This is a genomic window from Nannocystis sp., from assembly GCF_016714285.1.
Lineage (GTDB): Bacteria > Myxococcota_A > Polyangia > Nannocystales > Nannocystaceae > Nannocystis.
Map to the genome: position 1 here is coordinate 277601 of NZ_JADJNN010000003.1, position 19282 is coordinate 296882.

Here is a 19282-nt window from a genome sequence, read left to right on the forward strand (position 1 = left end):
CTGATCATCGCTCGTCCGCGCTGCGCGCGACGGGCCAGGAGAACGCACACCATGCTCACCTACTGGATGGACCTCAACGACCCGTTCCGCGCCTTTGACAACGTTCGTCGGCGCATGGGCCAGGTGCTCCGCGACTACGACGAGAGCGCCGGTCCGCGTGCCCGCGCGAGCTACCCGCACGCCAGCCTGCGCGACACCAAGGAGGCCTTCGTGCTCACCGCCGAGGTGCCCGGCGTCGCCGAGGCCGACCTCAAGATCACCGCGACCCACGACAGCCTCACCGTCAGCGGCGAGCGCAAGACCGGCGCGCCCGAGGGCTACGCGGTCCACCGTGAGGAGCGCGGCGCGCTCCGCTTCGCCCGCAGCTTCGCCCTGCCGGCGAAGATCGACGTCGAGAAGATCACCGCCGGCCTCAAGCACGGCGTGTTGACGGTCACCATGCCGAAGCACCCGGAGTCGCAGCCCAAGGCCATCACCGTGAAGGCCCAGTGAGCGCGTCCCATTCGCCCCGCTTCACCCATCTGAGGAGGAATTTCGTCATGTCCCAGGTCAACAACATCGTCACCCACAAGCCGTCTGCGGCCGAGCCCACGACCAACCGCCCGGTGGTCGCCCCCGCGGTCGACATCTACGAGAATGCCCGCGAGTACCTGGTCCTCGCCGACCTGCCCGGCGTGGCGCACGACGGCGTGCAGATCCACTTCGAGGGCGGGGAGCTCAGCCTCGCCGCGAGCCGCCCGGACGACAAGGCCAGCGACTACCTCGGCAGTGAGATCGTCGACGCCGACTACCGCCGCGTGTTTCGCATCCCGGAGACGGTCGACACCGACAAGATCGAGGCCAGGCTGGTCGACGGGGTGCTGCACCTCGTGCTGCCCAAGACCGGCAAGGCCGGCCCGCGCCAGATCACCGTCAAGATGCACTGAGCCGACGCAGGCCAGGCGTCGTCCCTCGTGCGGCCTCCCGTGACCGGTGAGGCTGCGCGGGGGCGCGGCCTTGTCGGGGTCGGCATGACCGAGACCTCGCGAGGTTGAGCACGGGCGATCGGTATTCGCGCGCGTCGCTCGGGCGAACGAGGCTGTGGTGGGCGCGGCCGGGCGCGGCGAAGGGCCGGTCCCCGGGCCGCACTGATGCGGTACCATCCCTCGCCCCGGCGCCCGGCGTCGCGGCAAGGAGTGGCATGAACATCCCGGTCCTCACCTCGCGCATCGACTCGGTGACCGTGTATCGCCAGGGGGCGCTGGTCTGTCGCACGGCGATCGTGCTGGCGGCGCAGCCAGTGCCGCCGCAGATCAAGCTGGTCAACCTGCCGCTCAGCCTCGACGACGGCAGCGTGCGCGTGCGGGTCGAGGGCGAGGGCAGCGACCTCCCGGTGGCCAGCGACGTGCGCGTGGCGCTCGACCTCGCGGTGACCGAGCAAGACCTGCCGCCGCCGGATGACGAGGCGCTCAAGGCGGCGCGGCGCGCCGTGGCGGAGATCGCCGAGCGCCTCGCGCAGCTCCGCGGGCAGCGGCGCCGCTTCGAGCGGCTGCAGGTGTTCGAGCGCCCGGCCAACAAGCGCGGGCAGCCCCCGCTGGCCTCGCCGGTGCGCGCGCGCCTGGCTCTGCTCGAGTTCCGGGCCAAGGCGATCGCCGGGCTCGACGAGCGCATCCACGACGCGCTCGCGCAGGAGCGGCGCGCCGTCCAGGTGAAGGAGGACCTCGAGCACCGCCAGCGGGCCGCGTCGAAGGCCCGCCAGGCCAAGCCGCACGAGCTGCGCAAGGCGGCGCTCATCGCCCTCCGCGGCCACGTCACGCCGACGGCCCCGGTCCGCATCGTGATCGAGTACATGGTCCCGGGGGCGCGCTGGGCCCCGTCGTACGCGATCTCCCTCAGCAAGGACATGACCCAGGCCAGCGTGTCCGTGCGGGCCGTGGTCGCCCAGAGCACCGGCGAGGATTGGCACGCGGCCAAGCTCACCCTGTCCACCGCCGACATCCAGCGCTGGACCGAGCTGCCCGAGCTGCAGGTGCTCCGCATCGGTCGGCGCCAGCCGCCCGTGCAGCGCCGCGGCTGGCGGGCCCCGCCCGCCGGTGCCGCCGAGCTCTACGCCGACTTCGACCGCTTCCTCGCCGCGGGCCCGAGTTCAACGCCCCCGCCGGCGAAGCCGCGGCCCGCCGTCGGCCACGCGCGCGCCGAGCCGAGCCCGGACCTCGACGCGCTGGCGATGCTCAGCGACGACGACGAGCAGCCGTCCTTCGACGGCGCGGCGCCGATGAGCACCCGCAGCGGCAGCGTCGAGCGGCGCAAGGAGGCCATCGTCGCGAGGCCGGCGCCGATGCCGTCGGCCCCGCCGATGCCCGTCAGCGCCGATGGCCCCGCCGGCACCGATGCCCCCCCAGCAGGCCGCGCCTGTATCCGCCAGCTACGCGCCGATGCGGGCCCAGGCGGCGTCGGTCGCCGCGCCGAAGGGCGCGATGCCTCTGCCGGGCGCGCTCGGGCGCGGCGGCGGCTTCGGCGGCCTCCCCGAGGGCGGAGGCGGGGGCGGGCCCGCCGGGTTCCAGGCGCTGGCTCCGGAGCCCGAGCACGAGGCTGCGCCGGAGCAGCTCGCGTACGGCGACCTGCGCATGCCTGACCCAAAGGACAGCCGCCGCGGCAGCCTGATCGTCAGCCAGCGACGCGAGCGCTACCTCGAGATGTTGTGGGTCCGCGAGGTCACCCGCGAGATCGACGTCGTCGCCCTCATCGACGGGGCGATCCACACGGCCCACCGCGCCGGCCAGGGCGGGCCGCCGCCGCGGCATCACCTCGCGAGCTCGCAGGGCGGCTTCGACTACGTGTACGCGGCCGACGGCACCGTCGACATCCCCAGCGACGGCGTCTTCCACGGCATCCCGCTGATGTCTCGCTCGGCGCCGATCGAGCTCGGCTACATCGTGGTGCCGCGCGAGAGCACCGACGTGTTCCGTCACGTCAAGCTCAAGAACCCGCTCGACGCCCCGCTGCTGCCCGGCCCCGCCGACATTTACATCGGCGGCGACTACCTGCTCAGCACCGACCTGCGCCTCGCCCCGCCGCGCGGCGAGCTGAAGATCGGCCTCGGCGTCGAGCAGGCGATCAAGGTCTCGCGCAACACCAGCTTCGCCGAGGAGAGCGCCGGCCTGATGGGCGGCTCGCTCGCGCTGCGCCACGAGATCACGATCGAGGTCGCCAACCGGCGCGAGCGTCCGGTCAACGTCGAGGTCCACGAGCGCCTGCCCACGCTGCGCGAGCGCGAGGACGAGATCCAGCTCGACCTCGCGGCCGTCGATCCGGCCTGGACCGCGTTCGAGCCCGACGACTACCCGCTCAAGGGCGGCCACCGCTGGCAGATCCAGGTGCCCGCGGCTCAGCAGAAGAAGCTGCGTGTCGTCTACGTGATCAAGATCTCCGCCAAGAAGGAACTGGTCGGCGGCAACCGTCGGGAGCAATGAGCCATGCCTGAGCCCAAGATCGTCGATAAACCCTCCGAGGACCTGGCCAGCCTGGGCGCGCTGATCCTCGACCTCAAGGCCCCCGTCGTCGAGGTCACCGTGCTCGAGGACCGCGCCCACGTGGTCCGCCGCGGCGTGGTCGATCTTCACGGCGGCATCACCCGCCTGCGCGTCCGCGGCGTCGCGCCGGTGCTCGCCGACAAGACCCTGTGCGCCTCCGTGGTGCAGGCCGGCCAGAAGACCACCGACACCACCCGCGAGCAGATCAAGGACGTCCGGGTCAAGCGCGCCCGCCTGGTGCTCGGCGAGGACAAGCCGGAGCAGCGCCGTGCCCTCGAGGCCGAGCTCGAGCAGCAGCAGCGCGTGCTCGAGGCCCAGCGCGCCCGCCACGAGCAGCTGCGCGGCGAGCAGGCCGCCCTCGACGGCGTCGCCGATGTCACGGTCACCGACATCGGCGTCGACGTCAGCTACGGCGAGGCCGCGCCGGAGGCCTGGCTGCAGCTGCTCGCGCAGATCTCCGGGCAAGAGGAGGCGGTCCGCAACCAGCGCCTCGCCCTCGAGTTCGACATCGCCGAGCAGGAGCAGCTCATCCAGCGCCTGCGCACCCGCATGGCCGTCACCGCCACGGTCAGCGACGCGGCCGCGGCCGAGGTCATCGTCGAGGTCTGGGCCGCCGCCGCTGGCCACTACACCGTGCAGGTCGATTACGTGGTGCCCGGCGCCTGCTGGCGGCCCTACCACCGCGCCCAGCTGGTCGAGCTGGTCCAGGGCAAGGAGCCGCTGCTCCACTTCGCCAGCGAGGGCTGCGTCTGGCAGAACACCGGCGAGGACTGGACCGACGTGCAGTTCATCTTCTCCACCGAGCGCCCGTCGCTCGGCATGGAGCCGCCGCCGCTCAGCACCGAGGTGCTGCACGCGCAGCGCAAGAGCGAGGTGCTGGTGGTCGAGGCGCGCGAGCAGGAGGTCCAGACGACGGGCCTCGGGGTCGCGCCGAAGCAGCGCACGGCGGAGCTGCCGGGCATCGACGATGGCGGCGAGGCGCTCAAGCTGCGCTCGACGACCAAGGCGAGCGTGCCTGGCGACGGCCGGCCGCACCGGGTGCCGCTGATGGCCTTCACCTCGCCGACGAGCATCGAGTCGGTGCTGATGCCGGAGCTGGCGGAGGCGGTGGTGCTGAAGAGCAGCCACGTCAACCGCTCGCAGCTGCCGATCCTCGCCGGGCCGGTCGACCTCGTGCGCGAGGGCGGCTTCGTCGGCCGCAGCTCGCTGCTGTTCATCGCCCCGGGCGAGAACTTTGCGATCGGCTGGGGCCCCGACGGCGCCGTGCGCGTGCAACGAAGCGTCGAGCTGGCCAAGGAGGACCGCGGCGTCATGAGCTCGTGGGTCACCCAGGCGCACGTGGTCAAGGTGAAGATCTCGAACCTCGCCGCGCAGGAGCGGACCGTCCACGTCACCGAACGCGTGCCCGTATCGGAGATCGAGAAGCTTCGCATCGAGGTCGACACCGCCGCCACCAGCGACAAGCAGAAGCCCGACAGCAACGGCTTCGTGCACTGGCGCCTCGAGCTCCCGGCCTTCGGCCGCAAGACCCTCGAGCTGCGCTACCTCGTCCGCAAGCACGGCGACGTGGTCGGTATTTGAGCGGCATGCGCGATCGTGCGCATGCCGGTCACACCTTGAGAACGTTGTACGACAGGCGTTCTGCTGCAATTGTTGCCGGCGGTGGACGAACAGGCGCAGCTTGCGGCGGAGCTCGTGCAGTTGCGGGCGGAGAACCAGCGCCTGCGCGATGAGGCCAGCGACAGCGCCGCGGCCAACACGAAGTTTCGCGTGCTCTTCGAGCACTCCTCCGACGCCCACCTGATCTTCGATCACAGCGGGATCCTCGACTGCAACCGGGCCGCGGTGGAGATGCTGGGCTGCGCCGACAAGGCCCAGCTGCTGCGTCTGCACCCCGCCGTGCTGTCGCCGGAGTTCCAGCCCGACGGGCGCCGCTCGCTCGAGAAGAGCGCCGAGATGGACGCCCTGGCCCGCGAGCGCGGCTATCACAGCTTCGAGTGGACGCACCGCCGCGTCAGCGGCGAGGACTTCCCGGTTGAGGTCACGCTCACGCCGGTGCTGCTGCCCGGTGGGCCGGCGCTGCTGGTGGTGTGGCACGAGCTGACGGAGATCAAGCGCCGTGAGGCCGAGCTGCGCGCGCAGCTCGAACTCATCCGTCAGCAACAGGCGGAGATCCAGCGGCTGTCACTCCCGGTCCTCGAGGTGTGGGACGGCGTGATCATGGTGCCGGTGCTCGGCGCCCTCGACCGCGTCAGCGCACAGGCGCTGCTCGGCCCGGTGCTCGCGGCGGTCGGCCGTCGCCGCGCCCACACGGTCATCCTCGACCTCACCGGCCTCACCGGCGCCGACGCTCCGACCGCGAGCCACCTCGGCGACCTGCTCGCGGCCGTCCGTTTGCTCGGTGCCGAGGGCCTGGTCGTCGGCATCGGCCCCGAGGTCGCCGTGGCCTTCCTCGCCGCGGGCGCGGCGCTCCCGCGGGTGCGCACGCTCGCCAGCCTGCGCGAGGCGATCGAGCTGTGCACCCGCCGCGATCGGCTCAGTCCGCGGCCTTGAGCTTGCGCTGGTGGTGCTGGCGGATCTTCTGCACCGGCACCGTGACGCGCTTCGGGCCGGCGACGCGGGTCATCTGCGTCACCTGCTCCCAGCGATCCGGCAGCGCGGTGACCACGAGCACCACGTCGCCCTCGGGCTGCGTGAGGTGGGCCGCCGGCTGCTGCACGAGCTCGCCGTCGATCATGAACTCGACGCTGTGCACCGCGCTGATGTCCTCCGGGTTCACCGCGCCGGGCACCGAGATCCACGTCTCGTGGCCGTCGGGGTAGACCGAGCCGACCAGGATCGAACCCATGTCGTCGGGCTTCGGCGCGCCCGCGTCGTCGAGCTTGCTGAGCGCCTGGATCACCGGATAGACCTTGTTCCAGCCCCAGCTCGAGGCCCACACCGGGTGGCAGTAGGTCATGTAGTCCTTGTGCACGGTGGGGTGGTAGAGCTTGTAGTTGATCACGCCGAAGCCCCAGTCGTGGATCTCGCCGTGGGTCTGGCCCTCGTCGGGGTAGGTCGGATAGCTGTTGTCGGGCCCGCCCTCCTCGCCGCTGCAGTACACGTGGTAGCGGCCCTGCGAGTGCCCGACCTCGTGCACGAAGGTCTCGCTCGAGAAGTCGATGTCGATCCACAGACCCGAGGACACCCGCGCATAGGCATCGCTCGCCTTGCCGCCCTGGGGGATGCCGAAGGCCTTGCCGCCGGCGCCGCCGAGGCCGCCGCTGCACACGTCGACCAGGCCGTAGTAGTAGCGCTCGTCCTCGGCGCCCTCGTCGAAGCGCAGCCCGCTCATGTACTCGTTGAGCTCGTTGAAGTCGCTCAGCTTGGTGTTCCAGTCGATCGGCGCGTGCAGCTTGAACTCCAGCTTGTCCAGCGGGTTCATCATGTACATCTGGTCCTGGAAGATCTGCATGACCTCTTCGGAGGTGTCCGGCTTGGTCTTGCAGCCGTCGCCCGAGTCGTAATTGAAGGGCACCAGCGTCACCTTCATCACCTGGTCGCTCTTCTCGATGCCGACGAAGGCGTTGCCCTTGTACGGCAGGCGCGGCGGGTTGACGCCCTCCGCCAGCTCCTCCTGGCCGGGGCCGGTCTCGTAGAGCTCGACGTTGAAGGTCATGTTGGGGAGGACCTGCTCGGGCTGGAGGGGCCAGTAGAAGCTGCGGTCGAGGTTGCCGATGAACGAGTTCTGGTCGACCATCGCCGTCTTGCTCTGCGTCAGCGCGGTGCCGTCGGGGTACTTGACCGTCAGGCGGCCCTCGATCTTGCGCGGGGTCCAGTCGGCCGGGAGGTCCTTCCAGAAGGCGCGGATGAGGGTGAAGCGGTTCTGGATCAGGTACGAGGTGCGGTCGGCGCCCCCGAGCCCCTTGCCGTCGCGGCCGATCGCCACGCCGACGCCCTGGTTGGCCTCCATCCACTCGATCTCGAGTCCGCCGCGCGCGAGGATCGGCACGAAGGGCACGGGCTCGCCCGTGGTGTCGGTCGCGCTCGTGGTCGGCTCGCCGGTGTCGCCGGTCTCAGCAGCAGAGCTGGTGGAGCCCGCGGCGGTCTCCTCGGTCTTGTCGTCGCCACAGGCGGCGCAGAAGAGGGCCAGGAGCGCGAACGAAGCCAGGCGAGTCGGAGCGGACAGCATGGAAAAACCCTAACCCTTTGCCCGGCCAGCCGACAAGCGGTGCGCGCCCCGGTGCGCGCCCCCCCTCACGCGCTGCCCAGGGGCCGGCGTGGAGCCAGGCCGCCGTGCATGTGCATCAGCCGCCATTTCAGCTGGCGGGGCGTGAGCGCGGGAGGCGGGCGAGCAGGCGAGCCAGTCCCAGCAGCACCGCCATCGCGGCGATGGCATCGACTGCGCGCATGAGCTGGGGTAGCCCGACCGTCGGGGCGAGCGCGACGCACACGAGGAAGGCCAGGCCGAAGCCGAACTCCGGGGCCCTGCCGAACAAGCTGCGTGCCGATCTCAGGCCGACGCTGTACCAGCGCACGAGGCTGGCGAGCGCGAGCACCAGCAGCGCGAGCGCGCCGACCGCTGCGGTGACCGGGCCGAAGCGGTGGGCGAGCGCGGCGACCAGCGTGCCGGCGGCCTCGTGGTCGGGGAAGGGCCCTTGCATCCCGGTGAGCAGGACCTCGCCGGGGTGCGGGTTGTAGGTGCGCAGGCCCGGGTTGCCGATCGGTGCCGTCTGCGGGTGCACGGGGATGAGCGCGAGGTGGGTCTTCGCCAGGTCGCCGTGCAGGCGGGCGCCGTGGTGGACCTCGACGGCGAAGTGGTAGCTGGCCGGGAGGAGGTAGGGGCCGCTGTACTCGGGCAGCAGCCTGGCGAGCTTGTCGAGCTCGAGCTCGGGGGAGGTGAAGCGGAGGCGGCCGAAGGCGAGGCGGCTGTGCACGCTGATCGGGCGGTCGAGCTCGGGGTCGGTCTTGTGGCGCAGGACCGCGGTGTCGGTGCCGGAGAGGAAGTCCCAGGCCGGGACCTCGAGCTCGCCGAGGCGGTTGATGAAGCCGAGCTCGAGCCCGCGGGCGGGGGTGTCGAGTCGGAGGTGGACGATGCTACCTGGCGTGAGGCCGCTGCTCGTGGGTGCGGTGAGGACCACCGGCGGGCGCTCGCCAGCGGCGAAGGGGCCGGTGTAGTTGAACGTGACGAAGTCGCGCAGCGCGGGGTTCTTCGGCGCGTCGGGGGGTGGTGGCTCTGCGTAGAGCGAGAAGCGTTCGCCCTCGTCGAGGTGGAAGCTGCGGACGACGCCGGCCTCGAAGGTGTAGTCGGCGACGTTGAGGAAGGGGCCCTCGAGGTCACGGGCCGCCATCAGCTGGCGGAAGTTGAGGTTCGGGTCGATCGGGTGGAGCTGAAGGAAGGGCCCCAGGCGGGTCTCGACGATCTCCCGGCGGACCGGGATGCGCAGGTCGAAGCCGGCGTTCTTGCTGCGCTCCGGGTCCTTGTCGCGGAGGATCACCGTGTCGACCGTGCGTGTGAAGTCCCAGGCCGGCGCCGCGACCACGTTCTCCTCGCGGAAGGCCTCGCCGTAGCGGTGCCCGCGGGGGTCGGCGCGCAGGACCATGCGGTAGCGCTGGCCGGCTTGCAGCTCGCTGTCACGCGGCAGCACGATCAGCTGGCCGTAGTCGCTGGGCGTGAGGCCGTCGCGCAGGTGGTGCTCGAGCGCGTGGAGCTCGCGGCCGACGCTCGGGGTCGGCGTGCTCAGCTTGCCCGCGTGCGCGGCCAGCCCGGTGAGCAGCGCCACCGCGGCGACCACCAGCGACTCGCCCCAGGCTCCGCGTTGATTCGGCTGGGCCGCCGCGACGCCGCCGACCGCACCTGCCACGCTCGCTCGCAGCACGCCCTGGGCCGCCGCCGCGAGCCCGCCGGCGAGCGCGGCCTGACCGTCGAACGCGGCGCGGACGATGTCCAAGACGATCGCCGAGAGCCCGGGCCCGTTGAACAGCAGCGAGACCGTCAGCGCGGTGTACACGCCCAGCGCCAGCAAGGTCAGCGGCGCGAGCCAGCGGCCGTCACCCTGCTCTGCGCGAGGCCTTGCGCGGCGGATGCTGATGCCGGTCGCCGCGGCGAGTCCGAGGCCGATCGCCCACGGCAGGACCGGCGCAGCGGTGCCGCCCGACGCGCGCAGCAGCTCGCTGGCCTGCTGGCTGAGCAGCAGGGCGCCGGCGGACAGCGCGGTGAGCACGACGGCGAGGGCGTGGCCGACGCGGACTACCTGGCCCAAAGGACCTGTCTCGGAGGCCCTGTCCTCGGGGCCAGCCTTGGGGCCAACCTCGAGCTTGTGGATGAAGGCGCCGGCGATGCAGGCGAGCACGAGCCAGAGCAGCGCCCCCGGGCCGCCGAGGCCGACCGCGAGCAGGGCGGCGACGATGCCCGAGAAGCTGGCGTAGGCGACCTGGGTGACTGGCGCCCGCGGACCGGAGCCAGAGCCGAAGCCGGGTCGGCCCAACATCGCCGCGAGGGCAGCGAGCGCGCCGGCGGTGAAGACGACGAAGACGAGGGCCCGGGCCAGCAGGTCGAGGGGGCCGCCGAGGGCCGCGGGGATGAGGGCGAGCATGAGGTCGTGTTCCGCAGGACACTAGAACGGAGGTGCACAGGAATCGAACCTGCCCAGGAAGCTCCTCGCATCCCGCACCGGTGTTGAAGACCGGGGGCCGCACCAGCGCGCCGAGCACCTCCGCGGCGGAGCATAGCGGAAGGCGCGCTGGCTTGGAACTGCCCCGACTCGGTGGCCGACTCGGCGGGCCTACTCGGCGGGCATCACCGCCGGGATGCCGCAGTAGTCCATGCAACCCGTGACCTCGAAGACCGCGTCGCCGCGGGTCTGGAACACGTACTTCGTGGTCTCGCCGTCGCTGTTGAACAGGCCGTAGGGGAGCGTCGAGTAGCGGTAGGTCTGGTTCGAGTCGGGGTACTCCTCGACCGCGATCGAATAGGGTTCGCCGACTTTCGGCGCGGTCGAGTCCTTGGGTGGGTCCTCGACCTTGACGCCGCCCTTCGGCGTGAACTCGGTCCAGGTCATCTGCGTCTCCTCGAACTCGTAGGTGAAGCAGCGACACTGGTACGTGTCGGCGTCACACAGGGTCTCGGTGATGTCGGTCCGGTTCATCGAGTCGATGCAACCCGACGCGGCCACGATCTTCGACTCCTGATCGAAGTGGATGAGGAACTGGTCCAGGCGGGCGCTGATGTCGAATTTCACGAGGCCGGTGCCGTCGATGTCAAACAGCACCAGCGCCCAGGTGCCCTGCTCATCGAAGAGCGGAACCGGGTCCTCGTTGCAGGCCGCTGCGGGAACGATGGCGAGGGCACAGATGGCTCCGCAAGACCTGAGGAGGAGCCGAAGCTTGTGGTTGCGCTTGAGGGTCGACATGGAGGCTCCGGCCACGCTACCACAGGCCGCCCACACCGTGGAATTACACCCCGTTTCGCAGGTTGACAGGCCAGACCGGGGTGTTTAGCTTCACGCGCGCCGTGACCGCAAAACGCGATTATTACGAGGTTTTATCCGTTGAGCGGGGCGCGGCCACGGCGGACATCAAGCGCGCCTATCGCAAGCTGGCCATGCAGCACCACCCGGACCGCAACCCGGGCAACAAGGAGGCCGAGGAGCGCTTCAAGGAGGCGGCCGAGGCCTTCGAGGTCCTGAGCGACGACGACAAGCGCAAGCTCTACGACCAGTACGGCCACGAGGGGCCGTCCCGGGCGGGCTTCAGCGGCTTCCAGGGCACGGATGAGATCTTCAGCCGCTTCGGCGACCTGTTCGGCGATCTGTTCGGCAACCTCGGCGGCTTCGCGGGCGGCCGACGCGGCGGTCCGCAGCGCGGTCAGGACCTCAAGACCCGCGTCGTGATCCCGTTCAGCGAGGCCGTCGTCGGGATCGAACGCGAGGTCACGATCCCCCGCCGGGACCCCTGCGAGGAGTGCGACGGCAGCGGCGCAGCGGCCGGGACCAAGCCCCAGGCCTGCAGCACCTGCAACGGCCAGGGCCAGGTGATCCACCGCCAGGGCTTCTTCACCGTGCAGACGGCCTGCCCGCGCTGCCACGGCGAGGGCCAGATCATCGCCAGCCCGTGCCGCGGCTGCAGCGGCACCGGCGTGGTCCAGAAGGAGACCACCCTCAAGCTGTCGATCCCCGCCGGCGTCGATGACGGCCAGACCCTGCGCATCCCCGGCCGCGGCATGGCCGGCAGCAAGGGCGGTCCGGCCGGCAACCTCTACGTGGTCGTCGCCGTCGAGGCCGACCCTCGCTTCCAGCGCGACGAGTTCGACATCCACAGCAAGGTGACGATCAGCATGGTCCAGGCCGCGCTCGGTTGCACCGTCAAGGCGGCCAGCCTGCACGGCGACCAGGACCTCGAGATCGAGGCCGGCACCCAGCCCGGTCACATCATCGTCCGCAAGGGCAAGGGCATCCCGGTGCTCGGCGCCCGCGGCCACGGCGACCACCACGTCCACGTCGAGGTCACGGTGCCGAGCAAGCTCTCGGGCGAGCAGGAGGAGATCCTCCGCGAGCTGGCAGAGAGCCTCGGTGAGGCGGTCAGCGAGAAGAAGGGCTTCTTCAGCTCGCTGCGCAAGCGCAAGCGCTAGGCGCCGCTGTCCATCTTGCTGTGGGTGCCGTCGCAGAACGGCTTGCCGGCGCTGTGCTTGCAGTTACACAGCGCGACCTCCCTGCACTCCTTGATGCGCAGCTTGACCGGCTTGATGTCCGTGATCTCGTGGGTGCCATCGCAAAAGGGCTGGGTCTTCGAGCGGCCGCAGGCGCACCACCAGTAGATGCCCGGGTCGAGGGTCACCACGGTGGGCTCGCACTTGGCGACGAGAGGCTTGTCATTCGGCACGTCGTCCGTCATCGCTCTGGTCTACACCAAAGCGCCCAGCTCGCGGGGCAAGCGACGCACGAGCGCTCCTTCGCGCACGAGGCCCTCGGTGAGCACGCGGGCGTAGAGGCGGCTCCACCCCGGGTGCAGCTTCTCGGAGATGCGGGTGAATTCGCCGCCCGTGAAGCTGCCCGCGATCGTGGTGCAGGGCGGCGCAGGTCCGGAGATCTCGAGGACCGCGACCTCGCCGACGGCGAGGCGATCGCCGGCCTGTAGCTCGGACCACGGTAGCCCGGCGATCGTCAGGTTCTCACCGGCGCCGCCGGGGACGATCGGGTGACCCTCGGCGGCCAGAGCGTCGATGCACTCCTGTCCGAAGAGACAGACGGCTCGCTCAGGCCCGCCGTGGTGCTTGAGGTCGAGCTGACGATCACCGGCCACGCCGAGGGCGGTGAGCAGGGCCGCGACCACCGGCCGCTTCGGCACGCCGCCCTCCGGCGCCACGTTGATCTGGACGACGCGTCCCGTCGACATGGCCGCGAGTGTAGCGGCTTAAACGAGTCGAGCGCGCCACCTCTGGGATGGTCGCGCTCGGTCGCCGGCCAGGATCTGATGAGCTCACGGCCGGCCCAGCATCACCGGCTCACTTGGACTTGGAGCCGCCGCACTTCTCGAGATCTTCCATCGACGCGGCCTTGAGGGCGCAGTCGATCTCGGCGCGGGTGCCCTTGTCGACGCACTCCTTGACCAGATCACCCTTCATGCCGTCGGCCACCTGCTTGGTGATCTCGGCAGCCGGACCCTCCTGGCCCTTGGTCATCAGGGTGGCGAAGTGATCGGCGAACTTCTTACAGTCGTCCTCGGAGGGCTTGCCGCCGCAGGCGCCCACAGCGAGGGAAACAGTGAAGCCGGCGGCGATGAACATGGCGTAGCTCTTGCGCATTGGTGTCCTTTTCTGATCAGGCACGGAGGGCCGTGAAACGAGTGCGGTTTCTGGGGTTCAAACCGATCGTTGGGGAGGCTACACGCACGCCCACAGCTTCCACAACCGTTTCTTTCGCCGGCCCGCGCGCCCGTTGGGGCGTCGCCCAAGCACCCGACATCTGCCAGCGGAGGCCCAGGCGGCGCCGATTCGCGCGTGATTCATGAAGGGATTGTGCGCGTTCGCACCCAATCTACGGCGCATCCATGAAGGGATATCGGTGGGTCCGCAGCGCCGCGAAGTTCTCCTTGATCGTCCGCGGCGAGACCCAGCGGATCAGGTTGAGCAGGCTGCCGGCCTTGTCGTTGGTGCCGCTGGCTCGACTGCCGCCAAAGGGCTGCTGACCGACGACGGCGCCGGTCGGCTTGTCGTTGATATAGAAGTTGCCCGCGGCGTGGCGCAGCACGGTGGTCGCAGTGGCGATCGCGCCCCGGTCCTCGGCGAAGATGGCCCCCGTCAGCGCGTACTCGCTGCCCTTGTCGCACAGCGCGAGGGTCTCCTTGTAGCGCTCGGCCGGGTAGACGAAGACGGTGAGCACCGGTCCGAACAGCTCCTCGCGCATGGTCCGGTAGTCGGGCTCGCGGGCGACGATCACGGTGGGCTTCACGAAGTAGCCCTCGCTGTCGTCGCAGTCGCCGCCCAGCACCTCGTCGATGCGCCCGCCCTGGCGCTGCTTCGCCTCGTCGATCGCCTCCTTGAGCTTGTTGAAGCTGCGGTTGTCGATCACGGCGCCCATGAAGTTGCGAAAGTCGGCCACGTCGCCGACCTTGAGCTGAGCGAGGCCGTCCGCGAGCCGCTCGCGCAGCTCCGGCCACAGGTTGTCCGGGATGTACGCCCGCGAGGCTGCGGAGCACTTCTGGCCCTGATACTCGAAGGCGCCGCGCAGCAGGTTGTGCGCCAGCGACTCGACGTCGGCGCTCTGGTGGGCGAACACGAAGTCCTTGCCGCCGGTCTCGCCGACCAGGCGCGGATAGGCGGCGTAGCCGTCGATGTTCTGGGCGATGTTCCGCCACATCTGCTTGAAGACCGGGGTGGAGCCGGTGAAGTGCACGCCGGCGAGGTCGCGGTGGGCGATCACCGGGTCGCCGACGGCGGCGCCCGAGCCCGGCACGAAGTTGATGACGCCCGGCGGCAGCCCGGCGGCGGTGAGCAGCTCCATGATCACGCTGCCGCTCAGCACCGCGGTGGAGGCCGGCTTCCACACCACCGTGTTGCCGCACAGCGCCGGCGCGGTCGGCAGGTTGCCGGCGATCGAGGTGAAGTTGAAGGGCGTCACCGCGAACACGAAGCCGTCGAGCGGGCGGTACTCCGAGCGGTTCCACGTGCCCGGCGGCGAGATCGGCTGCTCGCGGTAGAGCTGGGTGAGGTAGTGGACATTGAACAGGAAGAAGTCGATGAGCTCGCAGGCGGCGTCGATCTCGGCCTGGTGGGCCGTCTTCGACTGGCCGAGCATGGTGGCGGCGTTGAGGCGGTCGCGGAACTCGCCGCGCAGCAAGGTCGCGGCGCGCAGGAAGATGGCGGCGCGGTCCTGCCAGGCGAGCGCGGCCCACTCGGGGCGCGCGGCCTGGGCCGCCGCGATCGCGTCGTTGACCTCGTTGGTGCCGGCCTGATGAAACACGCCGATCGGCTTGCGGCGGTGGTGCGGGACGATCAGCGGCGCCGTGTTCCCGGTGCGCACCGGTTTGCCGCCGATCCACAGCGGGATGTCGAAGCTCGCGCCGGCGAGCTGGCGGTACACGGCCTTGAGCTGGTCGCGCTCGGGGCTCCCGGGCGCGTAGCTTCGCACCGGCTCGTTGATTGGTTCGGGGACGCGGAACAGACCAAAGGACATCGACGCTCGACTCCGGGGGTGGCGAGAGCATGCCCGGAAATTCGCGCGTCGGCGACGCCCCGGGGCCGTGCGACGCCGCTCGCGCCGGGTCAGGCTCGGCGGCGCAACGGGAGGCTTCGCCGGGCGCGCCCAACGAGGCAAACGAGGCAAACGAGGCAAACGAGGCGAGCCAGGCTGACCGGCTCGCTGGCGACGGCGCAGCCGCTGCGGGAGATCGGCGCCGGACCGCCGAGGTCGGGCGGTGGCGGGGCGATCCGCGGTGGTTCGCGGCTGGTTGGTTCGGCCACCGGACGGTTGCCCGGCGCGCTGCCTGGGCCGAGCACCGCGAGGTCCTCGTCGGCCGAACTCGCCAGCCGCGTGCGTGAGCAGAGGTTGTCCGTCAGCTGGCCGTCGTCCTGCTTGCTCGCGTAGATGACATAGACCTTGCCGATCGTCAGGCTGCGCCCGCAGGCCGCGCTGCTGGCCCGCGAGCTCAGCTGCACCGCGGCCTTGAGCTCGCCCTTCCACTGGCGCAGCACCTCGAGGTCGTAGCGCACGAGGCCGGGGCCGGAGGAGCTGGCGAGGTCGGCGCTGACGTTCTCGACGCGGGCCTCGAACACCGCGTCGGCGCGCTCCATGGCGACCGCGGGGGCGGGCGGCTGCAGGCACGAGCAGGCGCGTGCGGCGTGAGGAAGCGCCCAGACCGTGAGCGCGAGCAGGCCGACCGCGAGTCGCGGGAGAGGTTGCCGGGTCAAGGAGCGCACGCTAACCCCTGCGGGCTGGCGTCGGCAAGCGTCGCGGCGCTGGTCAAGCGGCGTTGAAGTGCCTTACATAGCGCCGCCTGCGGGCCACATCGGCGGCGCGGCGAGGGGTAGCGATGCTCACGGTATCGGAAGTCACCAAGTCTTACGGCGGCAAGACCTTGTTCGAGGATGTCACCACCAGCTTCGAGCCGGGACATCGTTACGGCCTCACGGGGGCCAACGGGGCGGGCAAGTCGACCTTCATGAAGATCCTCGCGGGTCAGCTCGACCCGGACAAGGGCACGGTGTCGCGGCTGCCGCGGACGCGCCTCAGCGTGCTGCATCAGGACCACTACCGCTACGAGAACGACCGCATCCGCGACGTCGTGATCATGGGCAACGCCAAGCTGTGGGCGGCGATGCAGGAGAAGGAGCAGCTGCTGGCGTCGGGCGACGACAGCAACGAGGTCGGCATGCGGCTCGGCGAGCTCGAGGGCACGATCGCCGAGGAAGATGGCTACGGCGCGGAGCACGAGGCTGAGCAGCTGCTCGAGGGCCTCGGCCTGCCGACGGCGCAGCAGGACCAGCCGCTGAAGGTCCTGACCGGCGGCATGCGCCTGCGCGTGCTGCTGGCGCAGGCGCTGTTCGGCACGCCCGACATCCTGCTGCTCGACGAGCCGACCAACCACCTCGACCTCGAGTCGATCCACTGGCTGTCACGGTTCTTGATGGAGTACCGCGGCGTGCTGGTCGTGATCTCGCACGACCGTCACTTCCTCAATGAGGTGTGCACCCACACCGCCGACGTCGACTACCAGAACATCATCACGTACACCGGCGGCTACGACGAGATGATGAAGCAGAAGATCCAGTACCGGATCTCGGCCGAGAAGGGTAACGCGAGCAAGCAGAAGCGGATCGCCGAGCTCAAGGACTTCATCCAGCGCTTCGGCGCCAACGCCAAGAAGGCCAGCCAGGCCCAGTCGCGGCGGCGGGCGATCACCAAGATCGACCTCGTCGACCTCAAGCGATCGAACATCCAGCGCCCCTTCATCCGCTTCGACCCGAAGGTGCCGAGCGGCAAGCTGGCGCTGGCGGTCGACAAGCTGTGCAAGTCCTTCGATCGCCCGGTGATCAAGGACCTCACGTTCAACGCGACCCGCGGCGAGAAGATCGCGGTGGTGGGCCCCAACGGGATCGGCAAGACGACGCTGCTCAAGTGCCTGGCGGGGGTCTACGAGCCCGATCGCGGCAAGATCGTGCAGGGGCACGAGGTCGTGCTCGGGTATCTACCGCAGGACCACGAGGAGGGAATTGGCAAGGCCGACAACATGACCGCCTTCCAGTGGCTGTACCAGTGGGACGTGAAGTCGACGGTCGAGGAGATCCGCGGGCTGCTCGGGCGCATGCTGTTCCCCTCGGAGGACGCCGACAAGCCGGTCAAGGCGCTCAGCGGCGGCGAGACGGTCCGCCTGCTGCTGGCCAAGCTGACGCTGACCCGGCCGAACCTGCTGCTGATGGACGAGCCGACCAACCACCTCGACCTCGAGTCGATCCGCGCGCTCACCGAGGCGCTGCAGCGCTACGAGGGCACGTTGATCTTCGTCACCCACGACCACGCGATGATCGCCGAGGTTGCGACCCAGGTGCTCGAGCTCAAGGGCGAGAAGGGCTACGACCTGTTCCCCGGCAGCTACGAGGAGTTCCTGGAGAAGACCGGGAAGAACGACAAGCGCTAGACCGACGGGCGCGTCGGTTCACTCGTCCGGTTGGTTTGCGGCTGGCTCGTCAGGTTGGGCGGGCTCGGCCGGTCCTGCGATCGGCGGGCCCTTGTAGAGCTTTTGCGCAGAGAACAGCTCGGCGAGCGAGATGGTGCCGTCGGCGTTGAGGCCGAGGCGCAGCACGGCGTCCTCACCGTTGTCGCAGCGGGCGTGGAACAGGCCGCCGCGCTCGCCGACCACCCACGGCTGCAGCAGGGTGCAGTGGCCCAGCTTGGTCGCGGGCGAGAGGGTGAGGTTGTGCTTGAAGGGGTGGCTGGTGTTCCAGGCCCAGGGCAGCGAGGCGAGCAGCGTCTTGGCGGCGGCGAGCAGCGCGGGCGGGGTGGGGATCCCAGCGGCCCCCGAGCGGACGCGGACGATGTGGCCGGCCGCGTCGAGGGTGAAGTGGGCCTCGAGCGCGCCGCGCTCGCAGGGGTAGCTCCAGCGGGCGCTGCGTTTGTCAGCGACCCACATGAATCGCGGCTCGCCGCAGGCGCCGAGCTGCTCGCGCAGCCACGTGAAGTGTTCGCGGGAGTGCCCGACTGGATCGGGCAACGCGGACAGCTTCGCCGCCTTTTCCGGAGTGAACAGCGCGAGGAAGCGGGCCTCGTCCCAGTTGTTGTAGAGGGCGCCGTACTCGGCGGCGACCTCGGGCATGACCTCGGGGGTCGGGCGCGGGGTCGGGCCACCGCAGGCGCCGACGAGCACGAGCGAGGTGACCAGCAGGCGTAAGCGCATCGTGCCACCGTAACAGCGCCCGCGGACGCTGTCACTTCAGGGCCGGGGCCTCGCAAGTCGGCACACCGCTTCGCCTGGCCTCGTCGGCGCTGGCTTCGCCCGGTACAGCTTCGATGTGCCGCCTCGCCAGCGACGGCGAGGGTCTCAGAGTGGCACTAGAACCGGTCGCGCGCCGCGAACACCTTCTCGACGTACTTCTTGCTGCCGTCGGGGATGCCGCGCTTGCCGGCTTTTTGCCACTTGAGCACGTGGCCGGGGCCGCCGTGATAGGCGGCGAGGCCGAGCTTCACGTCGCCGAAGCGCTTGATCATGCGCGAGAGGTAGAGGCTGCCGGCGCGGATGTTGAAGCCGGGGTCGTAGGGCCGGGGCCGCTCACCGAGGCTCTTGGCGAGCTCGCGTGCGGTGGCCGGCATCAGCTGCATGAGCCCCTGGGTGCCGCCCGGACCGCGAGCCCGGGCGTTGAACTTGCTCTCGACCCAGATGATGCCGTTCACCAGGCCAGGGTCGATCTGGAAGCGCTGCGCGGCCTCCTGGACCTCGGGCTGCACGGCGGCGATCTGCTCCCGCTGCGCCGCGGGCCACGAGGGCTCGCCGCCGCTGCCGTGGACCATGCCGGGAGATCGCGCTGCGCTCGATCGTGAGCCCGCACATGCCCCGCTGGTCAGCGCCAGGCCCAGCAACAGCCATGTGACCGTCCACGGCGTCGGGCCGATGGCCCGCACGAGGCTGTTGCGCCAGAGATGCCGTGCGACTGTGCGCAACCGCCGACCGGGAGCTGAAGTGGGCATATGTAAGCCTCATCTTACATGGTGCGATGTGGCTTCCAAGTTTTTCCCGTCCAGGACAGGACAGCCGAGGGTTGGAGCAGCACCGGTTGGGGGTTCTGGCGCGAGGCGAGGTGG

The 19282-nt window shown here is 70.3% G+C and carries 18 protein-coding genes and 1 tRNA gene; 8 read left to right on the top strand and 11 right to left on the bottom strand.

What is annotated here, in order from left to right; translation table 11 throughout:
• Positions 1 to 51: 51 nt before the first annotated feature.
• The 6 genes from IPJ59_RS08760 (at position 52) to IPJ59_RS08785 (ending at position 6065) form a co-directional block, all read left to right on the top strand.
• Positions 52 to 492, top strand: coding sequence for an Hsp20/alpha crystallin family protein (locus IPJ59_RS08760; protein ID WP_293259244.1), 441 nt, complete (start codon positions 52 to 54; stop codon positions 490 to 492).
• 47 nt (positions 493 to 539) lie between these two features.
• Positions 540 to 926: an Hsp20/alpha crystallin family protein gene (locus IPJ59_RS08765; RefSeq protein WP_293270767.1), complete on the top strand. Its 387-nt coding sequence runs from the start codon at positions 540 to 542 to the stop codon at positions 924 to 926.
• A gap of 254 nt (positions 927 to 1180) precedes the next feature.
• On the top strand, positions 1181 to 2614 hold the full coding sequence (locus IPJ59_RS08770; protein WP_293270768.1) for a mucoidy inhibitor MuiA family protein: 1434 nt from the start codon (positions 1181 to 1183) through the stop codon (positions 2612 to 2614).
• Complete coding sequence (locus IPJ59_RS08775) at positions 2607 to 3452, top strand: DUF4139 domain-containing protein (RefSeq protein WP_293270770.1); 846 nt, start codon at positions 2607 to 2609, stop codon at positions 3450 to 3452. The genes IPJ59_RS08770 and IPJ59_RS08775 overlap by 8 nt, the downstream gene beginning before the upstream one ends.
• A 3-nt stretch (positions 3453 to 3455) precedes the next feature.
• Positions 3456 to 5093 carry a mucoidy inhibitor MuiA family protein gene (locus IPJ59_RS08780; RefSeq protein WP_293259235.1) on the top strand — a complete coding sequence of 546 codons (1638 nt, stop codon included), beginning with the start codon at positions 3456 to 3458 and terminating at the stop codon, positions 5091 to 5093.
• 81 nt (positions 5094 to 5174) lie between these two features.
• Positions 5175 to 6065, top strand: coding sequence for a PAS domain-containing protein (locus IPJ59_RS08785; RefSeq protein WP_293259232.1), 891 nt, complete (start codon positions 5175 to 5177; stop codon positions 6063 to 6065).
• Here IPJ59_RS08785 and IPJ59_RS08790 read toward each other — a convergent pair.
• The 4 genes from IPJ59_RS08790 to IPJ59_RS08805 form a co-directional block, all read right to left on the bottom strand.
• Positions 6049 to 7683, bottom strand: coding sequence for a hypothetical protein (locus tag IPJ59_RS08790; protein ID WP_293259229.1), 1635 nt, complete (start codon positions 7681 to 7683; stop codon positions 6049 to 6051). The genes IPJ59_RS08785 and IPJ59_RS08790 overlap by 17 nt on opposite strands.
• A 127-nt stretch (positions 7684 to 7810) precedes the next feature.
• The gene (locus IPJ59_RS08795) at positions 7811 to 10087 is read right to left on the bottom strand and encodes a hypothetical protein (RefSeq protein WP_293259226.1); all 2277 of its coding nucleotides are present in this window, start codon (positions 10085 to 10087) and stop codon (positions 7811 to 7813) included.
• A 27-nt stretch (positions 10088 to 10114) separates the two neighbouring features.
• Positions 10115 to 10209: transfer RNA gene (locus tag IPJ59_RS08800), tRNA-Sec, on the bottom strand.
• A 67-nt stretch (positions 10210 to 10276) separates the two neighbouring features.
• Entirely contained in the window at positions 10277 to 10903 is a 627-nt protein-coding gene (locus IPJ59_RS08805; protein ID WP_293270772.1) for a hypothetical protein, read from the bottom strand.
• Positions 10904 to 11004: 101 nt separating this feature from the next.
• On the opposite strand from IPJ59_RS08805, the gene dnaJ reads away from it, so the two are divergent.
• Complete coding sequence (gene dnaJ / locus IPJ59_RS08810; protein ID WP_293259221.1) at positions 11005 to 12120, top strand: molecular chaperone DnaJ; 1116 nt, start codon at positions 11005 to 11007, stop codon at positions 12118 to 12120.
• On the opposite strand, the gene IPJ59_RS08815 is transcribed toward dnaJ, so the two are convergent.
• The 5 genes from IPJ59_RS08815 to IPJ59_RS08835 form a co-directional block, all read right to left on the bottom strand.
• A complete protein-coding gene (locus tag IPJ59_RS08815) occupies positions 12117 to 12383 on the bottom strand; it encodes a CDGSH iron-sulfur domain-containing protein (RefSeq protein ID WP_293259218.1) in 267 nt (88 codons plus the stop codon). The two genes, dnaJ and IPJ59_RS08815, sit on opposite strands and share 4 nt — an antisense overlap.
• Before the next feature lie 9 nt (positions 12384 to 12392).
• Positions 12393 to 12884: an MOSC domain-containing protein gene (locus tag IPJ59_RS08820; protein WP_293270774.1), complete on the bottom strand. Its 492-nt coding sequence runs from the start codon at positions 12882 to 12884 to the stop codon at positions 12393 to 12395.
• 109 nt (positions 12885 to 12993) lie between these two features.
• The gene (locus IPJ59_RS08825; protein ID WP_293259212.1) at positions 12994 to 13293 is read right to left on the bottom strand and encodes a hypothetical protein; all 300 of its coding nucleotides are present in this window, start codon (positions 13291 to 13293) and stop codon (positions 12994 to 12996) included.
• Positions 13294 to 13525: 232 nt separating this feature from the next.
• Positions 13526 to 15163: an L-glutamate gamma-semialdehyde dehydrogenase gene (pruA, locus tag IPJ59_RS08830; protein ID WP_293270776.1), complete on the bottom strand. Its 1638-nt coding sequence runs from the start codon at positions 15161 to 15163 to the stop codon at positions 13526 to 13528.
• Positions 15164 to 15252: 89 nt separating this feature from the next.
• A complete protein-coding gene (locus tag IPJ59_RS08835) occupies positions 15253 to 15897 on the bottom strand; it encodes a hypothetical protein (RefSeq protein ID WP_293259206.1) in 645 nt (214 codons plus the stop codon).
• 122 nt (positions 15898 to 16019) lie between these two features.
• Here IPJ59_RS08835 and IPJ59_RS08840 point away from each other — a divergent pair, with 122 nt between their 5' ends.
• Complete coding sequence (locus tag IPJ59_RS08840; RefSeq protein WP_293270777.1) at positions 16020 to 17624, top strand: ABC-F family ATP-binding cassette domain-containing protein; 1605 nt, start codon at positions 16020 to 16022, stop codon at positions 17622 to 17624.
• A gap of 18 nt (positions 17625 to 17642) precedes the next feature.
• Here IPJ59_RS08840 and IPJ59_RS08845 read toward each other — a convergent pair whose 3' ends face one another.
• A complete protein-coding gene (locus IPJ59_RS08845) occupies positions 17643 to 18380 on the bottom strand; it encodes a hypothetical protein (protein ID WP_293270779.1) in 738 nt (245 codons plus the stop codon).
• A 155-nt stretch (positions 18381 to 18535) separates the two neighbouring features.
• Positions 18536 to 18991, bottom strand: a complete 456-nt coding sequence (locus IPJ59_RS08850) for a lytic transglycosylase domain-containing protein (RefSeq protein ID WP_293259198.1) — start codon at positions 18989 to 18991, stop codon at positions 18536 to 18538.
• Positions 18992 to 19282 lie beyond the last annotated feature (291 nt).